The 14,982-nt window shown below is 68.4% G+C and carries 11 protein-coding genes; 7 read left to right on the top strand and 4 right to left on the bottom strand.

The features are described 5' to 3' along the window. Positions 1-73: 73 nt before the first annotated feature. Positions 74-1,642, bottom strand: a complete 1,569-nt coding sequence (locus A5744_RS00065; RefSeq protein WP_076057568.1) for a dolichyl-phosphate-mannose--protein mannosyltransferase — start codon at positions 1,640-1,642, stop codon at positions 74-76. Between the two features lie 25 nt (positions 1,643-1,667). Here A5744_RS00065 and rsmI point away from each other — a divergent pair, with 25 nt between their 5' ends. Then, entirely contained in the window at positions 1,668-2,504 is an 837-nt protein-coding gene (rsmI, locus tag A5744_RS00060; RefSeq protein WP_076057567.1) for a 16S rRNA (cytidine(1402)-2'-O)-methyltransferase, read from the top strand. On the opposite strand, the gene A5744_RS00055 is transcribed toward rsmI, so the two are convergent. The 3 genes from A5744_RS00055 to A5744_RS00045 are packed head-to-tail and all read right to left on the bottom strand — an operon-like array spanning position 2,471 to position 5,871. Further along, entirely contained in the window at positions 2,471-3,733 is a 1,263-nt protein-coding gene (locus A5744_RS00055; RefSeq protein WP_076057566.1) for an aminodeoxychorismate synthase component I, read from the bottom strand. The two genes, rsmI and A5744_RS00055, sit on opposite strands and share 34 nt — an antisense overlap. A 48-nt stretch (positions 3,734-3,781) precedes the next feature. Continuing rightward, the gene (locus A5744_RS00050; RefSeq protein ID WP_076057565.1) at positions 3,782-4,687 is read right to left on the bottom strand and encodes an RNA polymerase sigma-70 factor; all 906 of its coding nucleotides are present in this window, start codon (positions 4,685-4,687) and stop codon (positions 3,782-3,784) included. Continuing rightward, entirely contained in the window at positions 4,684-5,871 is a 1,188-nt protein-coding gene (locus A5744_RS00045) for an FAD-dependent oxidoreductase (protein ID WP_076057564.1), read from the bottom strand. Before A5744_RS00045 ends, A5744_RS00050 begins: the two co-directional genes overlap by 4 nt. A gap of 227 nt (positions 5,872-6,098) precedes the next feature. On the opposite strand from A5744_RS00045, the gene A5744_RS00040 reads away from it, so the two are divergent. From A5744_RS00040 to A5744_RS00015, 6 genes are all read left to right on the top strand, one after another. Next, on the top strand, positions 6,099-7,964 hold the full coding sequence (locus tag A5744_RS00040; RefSeq protein WP_076057563.1) for an EAL domain-containing protein: 1,866 nt from the start codon (positions 6,099-6,101) through the stop codon (positions 7,962-7,964). A 7-nt stretch (positions 7,965-7,971) separates the two neighbouring features. After that, positions 7,972-9,639 carry a hypothetical protein gene (locus tag A5744_RS00035; protein WP_076057562.1) on the top strand — a complete coding sequence of 556 codons (1,668 nt, stop codon included), beginning with the start codon at positions 7,972-7,974 and terminating at the stop codon, positions 9,637-9,639. Positions 9,640-9,668: 29 nt separating this feature from the next. Further along, positions 9,669-11,342 carry a hypothetical protein gene (locus A5744_RS00030; RefSeq protein ID WP_240562915.1) on the top strand — a complete coding sequence of 558 codons (1,674 nt, stop codon included), beginning with the start codon at positions 9,669-9,671 and terminating at the stop codon, positions 11,340-11,342. A gap of 144 nt (positions 11,343-11,486) precedes the next feature. After that, positions 11,487-12,941 carry a polysaccharide biosynthesis tyrosine autokinase gene (locus A5744_RS00025; RefSeq protein ID WP_076057561.1) on the top strand — a complete coding sequence of 485 codons (1,455 nt, stop codon included), beginning with the start codon at positions 11,487-11,489 and terminating at the stop codon, positions 12,939-12,941. Then, positions 12,938-14,434 carry an O-antigen ligase family protein gene (locus A5744_RS00020; RefSeq protein ID WP_076057560.1) on the top strand — a complete coding sequence of 499 codons (1,497 nt, stop codon included), beginning with the start codon at positions 12,938-12,940 and terminating at the stop codon, positions 14,432-14,434. The genes A5744_RS00025 and A5744_RS00020 overlap by 4 nt, the downstream gene beginning before the upstream one ends. Before the next feature lie 57 nt (positions 14,435-14,491). Then, positions 14,492-14,982 (top strand): glycosyltransferase (locus A5744_RS00015; protein ID WP_139329645.1); only part of this gene is annotated, 491 nt, incomplete at its 3' end.

Here is a 14,982-nt window from a genome sequence, read left to right as displayed (position 1 = left end):
CGAGATTGCCGTCATGGTCGCGATCGGCCCCGCGAGCACAGCCCTCACGGCAACCTCGGCGCAGAAACCCGAACTACCGCCAGCTGGGCAGCCAGATCTCCATGTCCCAGGTCTGTTGTGAGATGGGCAGACCGGTAAGCACCGGGAACAGCCAGGCGAAGTTGGTCACCACTAACGCGACGTAGCAGCACACCGCGATCAGGCCCAGCGTTCGGCGCTCGGAGCTTTGACCACGCGCATAGAGGATGTCCCCACATATCAGGGCGATCCCCATCACCAGGAACGGCGCCATGGTCGCCGCGTAGAAGAAGTACATCTGCCGGTCGATGTCGGCGAACCAGGGCAGCCATCCCGCGCAATAGCCCACCAGGACCACGGCGTAGCGCCAGTCCCGCCGGATCACCGATCGCCAAAGGGCATAGATCAGCACCGGCACCGCCAGCCACCACATCGCGGGAGTGCCGACCAGCATCTCGGCCTTCACACACGATTGCGCCCCGCAACCAGCCACGTTCTGCTGGTCGATGGCATAGAGCACCGGCCGCAACGACATCGGCCAGCTCCACGGTTTGGATTCCCACGGGTGGTAGTTGCCGGCCGAATTCGTCAGGCCCGCATGGAATTGGAAGGCCTTGGCGGTGTAGTGCCACAGGGAGCGGATGGCGTCGGGCAGCGGAACGACGGAGTGGGGACCTATCGTCTGGCCGACCTCGTGCCGGTCGATCGCGGTCTCCGAGGCGAACCACGGTGCATAGCTGGCCAGGTAGACCGCGAACGGGATGAACGCCAGCGCATACGCGGTGGGGATGAGGTCACGCCGGAAAACCCCCAGCCAGGGCCGGGTCACCTGATATTGCCGGCGCGCCGCCACGTCGAACGCCAACGACATCGCGCCGAAGAACAGCACGAAGTAAAGGCCGGACCACTTTGTCCCGCAAGCCAATCCGAGAAGAATCCCCGCGAGGAAGCGCCACCAGCGCACACCCAGCCGCGGGCCCCACACCGTTTCGCTCGCGCGGCCCTCCAGCAGGGCCACGTGCATTCGTTGCCGCACCTGATCACGGTCGACGATCAGCGCGCCGAACGCGGCAACCACGAAGAACGTGAGCAAGCCGTCGAGCAGCGCGGTCCGCGAGGCGACGAAGCTGACGCCGTCGCAGATGAGCAGCACGCCGGCGATGGCGCCCACCAACGTCGATCGGCTGATCCGCCGCACGATCCGCAGCACCAGCGTCACCATCACCACGCCGAGCAGCGCGCCGGTGAACCGCCAGCCCAACCCGTTGTAGCCGAAGATCGCCTCGCCGAACGCGATCAGTTGCTTGCCGACCGGCGGATGCACCACCAGCCCGAAGCCGGGATTGTCTTCCACCCCGTGGTTGTGCAACACCTGCCAGGCCTGCGGCGCGTAGTGCTTCTCGTCGAAGATCGGAGTGCCCGAATCGGTCGGTGAGCCCAGGTTGAGGAATCGGGTCACCGTTGCCAGCAGCGTGATCACGCCGGTGACCACCCAGCCGCGGATGTGATCGGTGGGCCCGAAATCGGCGACCGGAATTAGCGGGCCCGGGCTGACGACCGGCACGACGCGCTCCCCGACGGCATCCTCCACTGTGACGGAGGTTTCGCGGGCCGGAGCGGACATCGGTGTCGATCGTAGGCTGTCCGTCATGACCTACGGTCGCCTGTTGCTCGGTGCGACCCCGTTGGGCCAGCCGTCGGACGCCTCGCCGCGGCTGATCGACGCATTCGCGAGCGCCGACGTGGTGGCGGCCGAGGACACGCGGCGGGTGCGCACCCTGGCCAAAAACCTCGGCGTCGCCATCACCGGCCGGGTGGTCAGCCTGTTCGACCAGGTCGAGGCCGCGCGGGTGCCCGCGTTGGTCGACGCGGTCAAGGCCGGGGCGACGGTGCTGGTGGTCAGCGACGCCGGAATGCCGGTGATCAGCGATCCCGGCTATCGGCTGGTCGCCGCGTGCGTCGACGCGGGGGTGCCGGTGACGTGTCTGCCCGGACCGTCCGCGGTGACCACGGCGCTGGCCGTATCCGGTTTGCCGTCGGAGAAGTTCTGCTTCGAGGGCTTCGCCCCGCGCAAGAGCGCGGCCCGCAAAACGTGGCTGGGCGGATTGGCCGACGAGCGGCGCACCATCGTGTTCTTCGAATCGCCGCGCCGGCTGGCGGCGTGCCTGCGCGACGCGGTCGAGGAGCTCGGCGGTGAACGCGCGGCGGCGGTCTGCCGGGAGCTGACCAAGGTGCACGAGGAAGTGGTGCGCGGATCGCTCGCCGAGCTGGCGACGTGGGCGGCCGACGGCGTGCTCGGCGAGATCACCGTCGTCCTTGCCGGCGGAGTCTCGCGCGCCGACCTGCCGTCGCTGGTGGCGGACGTGGAGCAGCTCGTCGCGGGGGGTGCCCGCGTCAAGGACGCGTGCGGCGAGGTGGCCGCCGCGCATCCGGGAGTGCGTTCGCGCCAGCTCTACGACGCGGTCTTGCGGTCACGCCGCGAGTGAGTCGGGGATGTGAGCCCGACACCGGCCGCCTTGTGCAGACATTCTTCCCATTCGGCGTCGGGGTCCGAGTCGGCGGTGATCCCGCCGCCCACGCCGAGCACCGCGCCGCCCACCGCGTCGAACTCGACGGTGCGGATCGCGACGTTGAGCTCACACCCGGCGATCGGCGATGCCAAACCGACTGTGCCGCAATATATTCCGCGGCGGCGCTGCTCCCATTGTGAAATCAATTGGCGGGCACGGTGTTTGGGGGTGCCCGTGACCGAGGCGGGCGGGAAGGCCGCGTCCAGCAGCGCGGTGGTCGGCAGTTCCGTCGGTACCCGCGCCGCCACCGTGGACACCAGGTGCCACACGCCGGGCGCACGGCGCACCACCAGCAGCTCGGGCACGGTCACCGTGCCGGTGATCGCCACCCGGCCAAGGTCGTTGCGGACCAGGTCCACGATCATGATGTTCTCGGCGACCTCTTTGGCCGAGGCCCGTAACTCCGATGGCCAGGCATCCAGCGGCAGGGTGCCCTTGATCGGGCTGGATGTCACGACGCAACCGCGGCGCCGCAGGAACAGCTCCGGAGACAGCGACGCCACCGCGCCCCACGGTCCGGCGACGTAGGCCGCCCTCGCTGGAGCGGTACGCGCGACGCCGTCGACGAAGAAATCCAGCGGCGCCCCGGTGACGCGTCCGGTGAACTGCGTGCACACGCACGCCTGGTAGACCTCGCCGGCGCGGATCGCCTCCAGGCAGGCGAGCACGCCGCCGCGGTGCTCCGCCCGGTCGGCCGCATCCCAGTCGATCCGGCATTCGCGTCCGGGCGCCGGTGTCGCGGCCAGTGCCGCCGCCAGCCACTCCGGCATCGGCGCCCCGGAAAGACTTTCGTACCACCACTGCCCGTCCCGGTCGCGGCGCAGCACGCAGTCGGTCCACCCCCCGGCGGCCTCGGGGATCCGGTTCGGACGCCCATCGGCGCCGGCGTCGGGATAGGACAGGTAGCCGACCCAGCCGCCGCCCACGGCCGCGGAATCCGGCGTCCGCGCGCCCAACCCGACCGCGAACGCGTCGTGGGCGTCGACTTGTTGCGCCGACACGCTCGGTGCGATGACGGCCTGCGCGCCGAACCAGTCGCCGGTCAGCGCGGCCGGCGGCGGCAAACCGAGCCGTCCGGTGGCGTCGCCGACGGCGCGCAGCACGCGGGGCGCGTCGCCAAGGTCGCCGAGGTGGTCGATTCGCACCGATCTAGCTTGACAGAACGACGGACAGCCGCACCCCGCAGCGGGGGTTCAGGCGCGGCTGATGTCGCGGGCCGTCGCCAGCGCGGCCAGCTTGTCGGGGTTGCGCATCACGTAGAAGTTGGTGATCTTGTCGCCGGCGATCTCCAGCGTGATCACCATCTCGAGGTGTTCGTCCTGGTAGACCAGGACCGCCGGGGCGCTGTTGCAGGTCACCATCTCGATGCGCACCGCGGCCCACAATTTGCTCATCTTGCGCATCAGCCCGGCGATGGCCCTGGCCACCCGTTCGGCACCGACCACCGGCCGCCGCGCGGCGGACACCTTGCCCCCGCTGTCGGCCATCCAGGTCGCATCCGGGGCGAGCATTGCGATCAGCGCGTCCACGTCGCCGTTGGCCGCGGTCGCCAGGAATTGCGCGGTGATCTCCGCGTTGCGGTGCGCGTCCACCGTGTCGAAGCGCTTGCGCCGCGCCCGCACGTGCTCGCGGGCCCGGTGGGCCACCTGCCGCACGGTCGGCGCGGGCTTGCCGACCGCCTCGGCGATGTCGGCGTAGTCGAACCCGAACACCTCACGCAGCACGAACACGGCCCGTTCGTCGGGGCTCAGCGTTTCCAGTAGCACCAGCATCGCCATCGAAACCGATTCCGCCAGAACGACATCGGCCGACGGGTCCTGGTCGTCGGTGAGCAGCGGCTCGGGCAGCCACGGCCCCACGTACTCCTCGCGGCGACGCGCGCCCGCCCGCAGCGCGTTGAGCGCCTGACGGGTGACCAGCTGGGCCAGGTAGGACTTGGTGTCGCGCACGGTCGCGAGGTCGACGTCGGCCCACCGCAGATAGCTGTCCTGCAACACGTCGTCGGCCTCGGTCGCCGAGCCCAGGATTTCGTAGGCGATGGTGAACAACAACGGCCGCAGCAGCGTGAACCGTTCGGCGTGCTCACCGGGGGCGATCATGGCAGCGGGACCCGCTCGTCGGCCTGCAGCCGCGCTGCGCGGTTGCCGCCCTTGAGCCAGTAGTACGAGCCGGGCTTGGCGGCCTCGTGGCGGATGGCCCACAGCGTGCCCTTGCAGATCGCCTCCTTGAGGGACGCGGCGGTCCGGCCGGCCAGCACCGCGTTCACCGGGGTGTCGTCGGTGCGTGCGAGCTGGAAGGTGGCGTGGGCGCGGCCGAGGCTGACGCACTGGCCGACGAACGCCTGGTTGAGCGCCGCGGGCGTCCGCCCGGCGATGCGGCTGAGCACGGTGTCGGCGGCCTGGGCGCCCAACGGCCCGGCGGCCTGGCAGCTCATCCGCAGCGGCTGACCCGACGGCGCGGCGGCGTCACCGGCGGCGACGATGCGATCGTCGTCGACGCTGGTCAGCGTCTCGTCGGTGAGCAGCCGGCCGGTCGCGTCGGTGCTCAAGCCGCTCCGCGCGGCCAGATCCGGCACGGCGAACCCGGCCGTCCACACCGTCGCGGCGCTGGGCAGCACGGCGCCGTCGCTCAGCACCACCGCGTCCCAACGGACCTGGGTCGCGGCGACGAATTCCAGGACGTTTACGCCGAGCTTGCGCAGTCGCTTGGCCACCGAACGCCGACCCCGCTCGCTCAGCGACGGTCCGAGCGCCCCACCGCAGACCAGGGTCACCGGGCGCCCCCGCGCGCCCAGCTCGGAGGCCGTCTCGATGCCGGTCAATCCGGCGCCGATCACGGTGACCGGGGCGTCCGGCGGCAGGTCGGCGAGGGCGTAGCGCAGCCGCTGCGCGCTTTCCAGGTCGGCGATGGCGTAGGCGAATTCGGCGGCGCCGGGCACCGTCGATGGCACAGTGCCGGTACTGCCGACGGCATAGATCAGGTAGTCGTAGGTCAGCTCGGCGCCCGAGGCGAGCAGCACCCGCCGGTCGGCGAACGCGATGCGGTCGACGGTGTCGACGACCAGGCGGATGGAGTCGCCCAGCAGCTCGCCGTACTCTGCCGTCGCGGCGCCGGTGTCGGCGACCAACTGGTGCAAGCGAATCCGCTCGACGAAGACGGGACGGGAGTTGACCAGGGTGATATCGATGTCCGGACGCTGCCGCAGGCGGTTGGCGGCCACGGTTCCGGCGTACCCGCCGCCGACGACGACGACATGGGTTCTTGGGGCGGCGACCTCGCTCATTTCTGTCTCCTATTCTCACGGGACGCGTGCCCTTGAGACACCGCGGCCGGTCCGGGTGTGACAGATCGGGCCGGACTGTGAGCTGTTTCACTCGCCGGATCGAACCGAAAACTCCAGGTACAGGCCCATCGCAAGCCCCGCTCGGTCGGTGCGGCCCGTGTTACGCTTCGCGATACTGATTGGGCCAGCCGCCCAGACGGGACATTTGCCCGACGTCGGAGGAGCCCGTGCCGCGCAGTCTCGATCTCGTCGTCACTTCCGTAGCCACCCAGCTGATGCAGGCCACGAGTTCCACCGCGACTCAAATCAGCGAACAGATACTTGCGCAGCTCGTCGAGCAGTTCGACATGGACAGCAGTTTCCTGCGCCACCACGACCAGGACGTCCGGGCCTCGGTCCTGGTGGCGGAATGGCCGCCGCGCACCGACGTTCCGCACCCGGATCCGATGGCCGTTGTCCACTTCACCAGCGCCGACCCGGTGCTCGCGGAATGCGAGCGCAGCAGGAAACCGGTGGTGATACCGGACGATCAGAGCGGCCATTCCCTGCACCGCTGGCTCGGCGGAGCCAAGGGACGCCCCTCGCCCTCGGTGGCGGCGGCCCCGCTCGTCTCGGGCGATGCGGTCACCGGCGTGCTCGGCTTCGTCAAATACGGCAGCCGGAAGTGGAGGCCGGAGGAGCTCAACACGCTCGAGGCCGTCGCCGCGCTCTTTGCGCAGCTTCAGGCCCGCATCGCGGCCGAAGAAAAGCTGCGCTACCTCGCGGAGCACGACGACCTGACCGGCCTGTACAACCGCCGGGCGCTGGTGGCGCATCTGTCGGAGAGGCTGGCCGCGGGCAGTCCGGGGCCCGTGGCCGTCTTGTATTTCGACCTCGACCGGTTGAAGCCGATCAACGACTACCTGGGCCACGCCGCGGGCGACTGGTTCATCAAGGTCTTCGCGCAACGCATCCGGGTATGCGCGGGAAGTCAGAGCCTGATCGCCCGGTTGGGCGGCGACGAGTTCGTCGTCATCCCCGACCAGCCGATGTCGACCGGGACCGCGGAGTCGTTCGCGCGTCGCATCGGCGCGATGCTGCACGAACGCATGGCCGTGGGGGGATACATGATCACCCGCACGGTCAGCATCGGGCTGGCGGTGGGCATGCCGGGCCGCGATAACAGCGCCGACCTGCTGCGCCGCGCCGACGAGGCCGTGCTGACCGCCAAGCGCGCGGGCGGTAACCAGGTCGCGGTGTCGACGGATGACATGTCGCTGAAAAGCGCCTTCCGCAACGACATCGAGCTACACCTGCGCGGGGACATCGACAGCGAGGCGCTGCTGCTGCACTACCTGCCCGAGGTCGACCTGTGGACGGGGGCCATCGTGGCCGCCGAGGCGCTGGTCCGCTGGCGCCACCCGATCTGGGGGTTGCTGCTGCCGGACTCGTTCATCGGGGTGGCGGAGACGACGAATCTCGCGGCCGAGCTGGGCCAGTGGGTAATGCGAAGCGCCTGCGCGGAATTCAGCCGCTGGCGCGCCAACGGTGTCGGGCAGAGCGCCGTGCTGCGCATCAACGTGTCACCCGTTCAACTGATCACCCGCGGTTTCGTCCGCAGCGTCGCCGACACCATCGAGGAGTTCGGCATCGACGGCGGATCGCTCTGCCTGGAGATCACCGAGCGGGCCGTGGTGCACGACATCGAGACCACTCGCAAGACGCTGACGCAGCTCAAGGAGGTCGGGGTCCAGATCGCCATCGACGACTTCGGGACCGGCTATGCCGTTCTCTCGCACCTGAAGTCGCTACCGGTCGACATCCTCAAGATCGATACCGCGTTCGTCCGCGAGTTGGGCACCAACGCCGGTGACCTCGCCATCGTTCGGGCGATCATCGGGCTGGCCGAGGCCTTCGGCCTGCAGGTCGTCGCCGAGGGAGTCGAGACACCCGCCGCCGCACTGACATTGATGCAGCACGGATGCCACCGCGCCCAGGGATTCTTGTTGTCGCGGCCCGTGCCGGGTGACGCGATGGAAGCGTTGCTGTCCGCGCGCTGGTTGCCGATGCCGTTCCTCGCCGACCGCGATTCGTTGTCGTTGGGCGTGATCTGACATTCCGATGTTTCGTCCATCGAAGAAAAGCGTGCTGGCCGCTGTCGTCTGCACAATCGCACTGGTGCTGGACGGATGCGGCGGGCACAACGACCCCGGACCGCTTTCCGCGATGGTCAGCCCGGCCATACCGCCGACCGTCCAAGAGATCTCCAACCCGCTGCGCGGGCAGTACGAGGATCTCCTGAATCCCCTTTTCCCGCAGGGTAATCCGGCCCAGCAGCGCTATCCGGCGTGGCCCGCGTCGTATGACGCGAGCCTGCGGGTGTCGTGGCGGCAATTGCAGCCCACCGATCCGCACACCCTGCCCCCCGACGCGCCCGACGATCGCAAGTTCGATTTCAGCGCGATCGACGACGCGCTGACGAAGCTGGCCAGCCGAAACATGCGGATGACTCTGCGCGTGTACGCGTACAACTCGTGCTGCAACGACTCGGGCAACCCCAACATCGCGATTCCCGACTGGATGCGCCCGGCGGCCACCGCCTATTCCGGGCCGCCGAACGGTTCCGCGGCGGGGGTGACGCAGGTGGTGCCGAACTGGAACAACCCCGATTACCTCGACGGCTTCTCCCAACTGCTGGCCGCGCTGGGCCGGCGCTACGACGGCGACGAAAGGCTCAGCGTTTTCGAGTTTTCCGGCTACGGGGATTCCAGCGGCAACGACGTCGCCTATCTGCGCGACGCGCTGGGAGCTCCAGGCCCGTCGCCCGACGACAGCGTGGCGATGCTGGGGTACTACAGCCAGTTTCGTGATCAGAGCATCACCAACGCATCGATTCGGCGGCTCGTGGCGGCGAACGTCGACGCGTTCCCCCACACGCAGTTGGTCGTCACCCCGCAGAACCCGGAGATCGTTCGCGAGCTGCTCGCCTACGACGTCACCAAGAAACTGTCCGCGCCGGTGGGCATCCGTTCGGATTGCCTCGGCGTCCAGGACCCGCTGCCGGCCTGGGCCGAGTCCAACGACTCTCACTATGTGCGCACCAACGATGCGGTGGTCAACGCGATCAAGCAGCGGCTGACCTCGGCGCTGGTGATCAGCGAATGGTGCCAGCTACCGAGCGGCGCCGACCCGCGGGCCTACTACGAGAAGGGACTGCACGACGTCATCCGCTACCACGTGTCGATGACGTCGAGCGCCAAATTCCCGGACCGGGACGCGACTTCGGCGATGGACGCGAACTTGTATGTGCTCTGGGCCAAGGCCAATGCGTCGGCCGGCTATCAGTATTCGGTCGAGGCGCGCCCGGGCTCGCAGTCGATCCAGGGCAAGGTGGCGAGCATTTCCGTCGTCTGGACCAACTACGGCTCAGCGGCCGCGACCGAACAGTGGACGCCCGGCTACAAGCTGGTCGATTTCTCGGGAGCTGTGGTCCGGACCGTGCCGGCGACGGTGAACCTCAAGACGCTGGCTCACGACGACTCCAGCCAATCGCGCGAGGAGCCGGTCCCCGCCCCGGCGACCGAGTCGGTTCACGTCGACCTGACGGGCTTGGCGCCGGGACATTACACGCTGCGCGCATCCGTTGACTGGCAACAGCACAAGCCGGGCGCCTCACACGTGGTGAACTACGCCCCCATGGCGCTGGCCCGCGACGGCCGCGACGGATCGGGCATGTATCCGATTGCGACACTAGATATTCCGCGCGACTCTTCAACGAATGGCCAATGATTCGCCGGGCGCGATCTAGCATCGCAACGATGATCCGAATACTGGGGAAGCGCACGGCGGCCATCGCCGTGTGCGCGGCACTGGCCCTCAGCGGGTGTAGCAGCCGCAGTAACCCCGAGCCGCTGATCCCGATCGCCAGTCCGGCCATCCCGTTGACCGAGCAGGAGATCCCCAACCCGCTGCGCGGTCAGTACGAGGACCTCTTGATGCCGCTTTTCCCGCAAAGCAATACGGCGCAGCACTATCCGGCGTGGCCCGCGTCGTATGACGCGAGTCAGCGGGTGTCGTGGCGGCAGTTGCAACCCACCGATCCGCGCACGCTGCCCCCCGACGCGCCGGACGATCGCAAGTTCGATTTCAGCGCGATCGACGACGCGCTGGCGAAGCTGGCCGGCCGCAACATGCGGCTGACGCTGCGCGTGTACGCCTACAACTCCTGTTGCGACGCCACCTATCCGAACAACACCAACATCGCGGTGCCCGACTGGATGCGATCGGCGACCACCAGCTATACGGGGCCCGAACGTTATTGGTGGACGCCCGGGGTGACACAGGTCGTGCCCAACTGGAACGACCCGAACTACCTGGAGGCGTTCGGCCAGCTGCTGGCCGCGCTGGGCCGGCGCTACGACGGCGACGAGCGGCTCAGCGTTTTCGAGTTCTCCGGCTACGGGGATTTCAGCGAGAACCACATCGCGTATCTGCGAGACAAGCTGGGCGCACCCGGTGCGTCCCCCGAAGACAGCGAGGCGCGGCTGGGCTATTACAGCCAGTTTCGCGACCAGAGCATTACGAAAGCGGCCATCGGACAGCTCGTCGCGGCGAACGTCGCCGCGTTCCCCCGCACGCAACTGGTCACGACCGCGCTCAACCCGGAAATCGTGCGCCAGTTACTCGCCGACGACGTCACCAAGAAACTGTCGGCGCCGGTGGGCATCCGCTCGGATTGCCTGGGCGTGTTCGCGCCGTTGCCGGTGTGGGCCGAGTCGGACAAGTCGCATTACGTGGAGTCGAAGGATCCGCTCGTCGGCGCAATCAAGGACCGGCTGGCCTCGGCGCTGGTAATCACCGAGTGGTGCCAGCTGCCGGCCGGCACCGATCCGCGGTCCTACTACGAGAAGGGCCTGCACGACGTCGTCCGCTATCGCGTGTCGATGACGTCGAGTTTCAACTTCCCGGATCGGGACTCCAGCACCTCGATGAACCCGGCGCTGTACCTGCTGTGGGCCCAGGCGAACGTGGCCGCCGGCTACCGGTATTCGGTCGAGGCGCGGCCAGGCTCGCAATCGACGCAGGGCAAGGTGGCGACCGTCTCGGCGGTGTGGACCAACTATGGCTCGGCGGCCGCGACCGAGAACTGGGTGCCCGGCTACCGGCTGGTGGATTTCTCGGGGGCGGTCGTTCGGACCCTGCCGGCAACGGTGAACCTCAAGGCTCTTGGCCAGGGGCAGACCGGCGACAACCCCGGCAAGGAACCGGTGCCGGCGTCGTCAACCGAGGCCGTTCGCATCGACATGTCCGGCCTGGCGCCGGGGCGCTACACGCTGCGTGCCGCCGCGGAATGGCAGCAGCACAAGCCGCTCGCGTCGCACGTGGTGAACTACGCGCCGATGCGGATGGCCCGCGACGACCGGGACGAATCGGGCTGGTATCCGATCGCGACGCTCGACATACCGCGCGATGCGGTCACGCCCGAACGCTGAAACAAAGGAGGCTGGACACCGCTAATAGCGATTCTGACGATGCCGCATGACGATGCTGCATAATGTGCGAAACTTTGCGCGGCGGGTGAGCAGTAAACGGAATCGATGCTATTCGCGTGGCGTCGGCTCAGAGAGGTTTAGTGGATGGATTTCCGCACCTTTATCCGGGTCATGTTCGCGCACTGGAAACTGTTCGTGGGCGCGCTGCTGGCGTGCACGATCGGCGCTGCGGCCCTGACGGCGTTTCAGACCAAGCACTATCAGTCGTCGGCCACGGTCCTCATCTCGTTTTCCGGCGCTACCGACCTGACCGAGTTGTACAACGGCACGCTGACGGCTCAGGAACGGCTGTCGTCGTACGCCCAGATCGCGGGCGGACGAACGGTGGCGGAGCGCGCGGTGGCTCAGCTCCAGGTCCCCATCAGCCCCGATGCACTGGTGAACCAAACCCAGGTGAAATACACCGCGAAATCGATGCTGTTCACGATCAGCGTCAAAGACACCGATGCGACGCGTTCCGCGGCGCTGGCGGGCGCGATGGCCGATCAATTCGCCGCGATCGTCGGGACGCTCGGCGTGAATCCGGGCCCGAGCGGGCCGGTAGCCGTCGGCACGCGACCCGAGGCGGGCGAGCCCACCCCGGCTCCGGGCCAGCCGACGGAAGTGCCTGCGCCGCAACAGCCGATGGCCAAAGGAACGCCGGTGGCAAGGGCGAGGGTGGTGGAGGCGCCACGGGTGCCCGACGGTCCGATCACGCCGTCGCCGGTGCGCAACACGGTGATGGGGTTCACCGCCGGGCTGCTCCTGGCCATCGCGGTAGCGCTGACCCGCGAGGCCAGCGATCGCACCGTGCGCACCCGCGAAAAGCTCGAAGAACTTTCGGGCCTGCCGACCCTGGCCGAACTGCCCGGAAAGCGTGGCAGCGCACCGCGGTTCGGCACCGACATCGCATTCGACGACGCCGTGCGCGGCTTCATCGCAAGGCTGCGCAGGGCGATGGGACCCGAGGCCCGCCGCGTGCTGGTGGCCGCGCCGTTCGGCGGCGAGGGAACCACGACCACGGTGCTCAACCTGTCGCGGGCACTGGCCGAACTCGGGCAGGACATACTCATCGTCGAAGGCGACACCCGCCGCCCCGTGATTGCCGGGTTGCTGAAAGTCGAATCGGGCGAGGGCCTGAGCCACGCCCTGGCCAGCCCGGAAATCGCCGCGGAAGCCGTGAAGCCGACCCCGATTTCGAGGCTATTCCTGCTCGGATCGCGGTCGCAGCGCCGCGAGACCTCGCCCTGCAGCGCCTACCCGCCGGAAGTGATCGACAACGTGCTGAAGAACCTGTCGTCACGTTTCGACCTGACGGTGGTCGACGGGCCGCCCGTGCTGGCGACGGCCGACACCGCTCTACTGGCCGGCGCCGTTCAGGCCACGGTCTTGGTCGTCCGGGCAAAGCGAACCACCTTCGACGAACTCAAAGACGCGTTAACCGCCTTGCGCGCGGCCGGCGCCCAGATCGTCGGCACCGTGCTGACCGACGCCCGGCCATCCGTGCACAGCAGGGCCGCCGCCCGCAGCTACCGGGCAAAGGTCAGCAGGCCGGCGTGATCCCCTACCTGCCGGGCCGGCCTCGCCTGGTGATCGACGGAATTCTGCTGGCGCTGTTCGTGTTTGGCTGCTTTGTCTTCGGCGTACTCTCGGTGCGCCGAACCACCGAGGGCGTGCTGCTGATCGCCGCGTTGTTCTGTCTGGTCGTGTACTGGGTGAAGCCGGAAGGGATGGTGGGGGTCACGCTCTTCGGGGCGTTCGCGGCGCTGCCCGAAGGGTTGCACGTCGGCAAGGTGATCGGGCCGGTGGCGATCTACGCGTACCAGGTGACCGCGGTGCTCGCGATCTGCTACCTGCTCCCGATCGTGCGGCTGCGGTTCGCCGATTTTCGGCTGCCGCTGATATTCACCACGGCCGTGCTCATCTTCACCGCCGTCGGATTCGAGATGAGACATGACGCCGAAATGGTGGTGCGCGAATCGACGACCCTGCTCGAAATGGTCGTCGGGTTCGTGCTGGCGTTGTTGATCGTCTACGGCGGCTACCTCAAATGGACGATCCGCGTCATAATCGTGATCCTCTGGTTTTCGGCCGGCATGGCCATCGTGAGTTCGTTGCATGCCATCCGGCTGGCCGGCCGGGCGGAAAGCCTGGAGGGGACGACGGGCGCCGGGCAGGCGCTGCGCATCGTGCTGTCCACCCAGACGCCGGCCACCGCGGTGCTGAGCGCCCTGATCGCCGCGGCGATCATCGGCCGGGTGCGGCCCGCCATGTTCTTCGCGCTGGGGCCGCCCGCGTTGGTGATTTCGCTGCTGTCCTTCGCCCGCAACACGCTGATCGCCGTCGCGGTGGCCGCCGCCGTCGCGTTCCTCGCCAGCTTCGGCTGGGCGGCACTGCGCCGGACGGCGACCGTCGCCGCGGTCAGTGCGGCGATCTTCGCGGTGACGGTGCCCGGATCGCTGTTCCTGCTGCAGCATTCGGAGGCCGGCGCGTGGCTCAGCGATCAGTTCACCGCGTTCAACCAGCGGGTGCTTGGCGGGGTTACGAAAAGTGCTCTCGCCGTGGACGAGTCGACGCTGGACCGGCTGAGGGAAGTCGCCCGGCTCAACCAGGCCATCGCGCAGGCGCCGGTGTTCGGCCACGGTCTGGGCTACGCCTACCAATTGCCGTCCGGGAACGACCCCAATGCCTTCGCCTGGAAGCTGGGCCCCACCTACTCGCACCTCTTCTACCAGTGGTGGCTGGCCAAAGCCGGGGCGGTGGGCATGGCGGTGTTCGCGTGGTTCGCGCTCACGCCGGTCGTCCGGGCGTTCCGCTGTGCGTCGGTGCCGGGCAAGATCAGCGCGGCGGTCGGCGCCGGCCTGCTCGCGATCTCCGCGGTGTGGCCGTTGCCGGAGATGCCGATGGACGCCCTGGCCCTCGGTCTCGCCCTGGGCGCGGCGATGGCCTTTGCCGGCCTGCGAGACAGGGGCCAGGACGAGGGCCAGCCCGATTTCGGTCACGGGCCGGTTAAAAGCGGTGAGTTTGCCACCGTTTCGGCCGACCGCGGCTGACAAGCTGATCTATGTTGACCGTGTGGTCGATTTGCTGTGGGACCTAGCCGGGCGACGATGATCGCGGTCATTCACGTGGGGCCGGACATGTACAGCTTCGGTGGGACGCAGTCGGTCATCCGGGTCATCCGCGACAACAACATCGGCGCGGACGACATCCGCGTCCTGTCGACGTGGAACGGGCGGCGCCACTCGAAGAGCCTCGTTCTCACGGCGCGTGCCGGGTTGGCACTGGCCCGGGCCCCCCGCGCGGCCCTCGTGCACTTCCACATCTCGAACGGCGGAGCGTGGTTGCGCGAAGGATCGTTGATCCGGCTGGCGAGGGCCCGGGGTTTCCGGGTGATCATCACCATCCACGGCTCCGATTTTCCCGAGTTCGCCCGCTCGCACCCTCGCTTCGTCGGCGCCACGCTGAACCGCGCGGACCACGTGATCCTGTTGTCGGAAGAAGCGCGTGCCGCGGCGCTGGAGGTGGCGCCGACGGTGCCAACCTCGGTGGTGGCGAATCCGATTGTGATCGATCGGGATTCGCCCGGCGCCAGCACGAC

The organism is Mycobacterium sp. IS-1264 (assembly GCF_001954195.1).
Taxonomy (GTDB): Bacteria; Actinomycetota; Actinomycetes; order Mycobacteriales; family Mycobacteriaceae; genus Mycobacterium.
The sequence above is the reverse complement of the archived record's forward strand: the minus strand, read 5'-3'. Positions and strand labels throughout refer to the sequence as shown.

Coding starts and splice junctions, on each gene's coding strand:
- rsmI (WP_076057567.1), top strand. CDS start 1,668: ATGACCTACGGTCGCCTGTTGCTCGGTGCGACCCCGTTGGGCCAGCCG.
- A5744_RS00035 (WP_076057562.1), top strand. CDS start 7,972: ATGTTTCGTCCATCGAAGAAAAGCGTGCTGGCCGCTGTCGTCTGCACA.
- A5744_RS00050 (WP_076057565.1), bottom strand. CDS start 4,687: ATGATCGCCCCCGGTGAGCACGCCGAACGGTTCACGCTGCTGCGGCCG.
- A5744_RS00025 (WP_076057561.1), top strand. CDS start 11,487: ATGGATTTCCGCACCTTTATCCGGGTCATGTTCGCGCACTGGAAACTG.
- A5744_RS00030 (WP_240562915.1), top strand. CDS start 9,669: ATGATCCGAATACTGGGGAAGCGCACGGCGGCCATCGCCGTGTGCGCG.
- A5744_RS00045 (WP_076057564.1), bottom strand. CDS start 5,871: ATGAGCGAGGTCGCCGCCCCAAGAACCCATGTCGTCGTCGTCGGCGGC.
- A5744_RS00065 (WP_076057568.1), bottom strand. CDS start 1,642: ATGTCCGCTCCGGCCCGCGAAACCTCCGTCACAGTGGAGGATGCCGTC.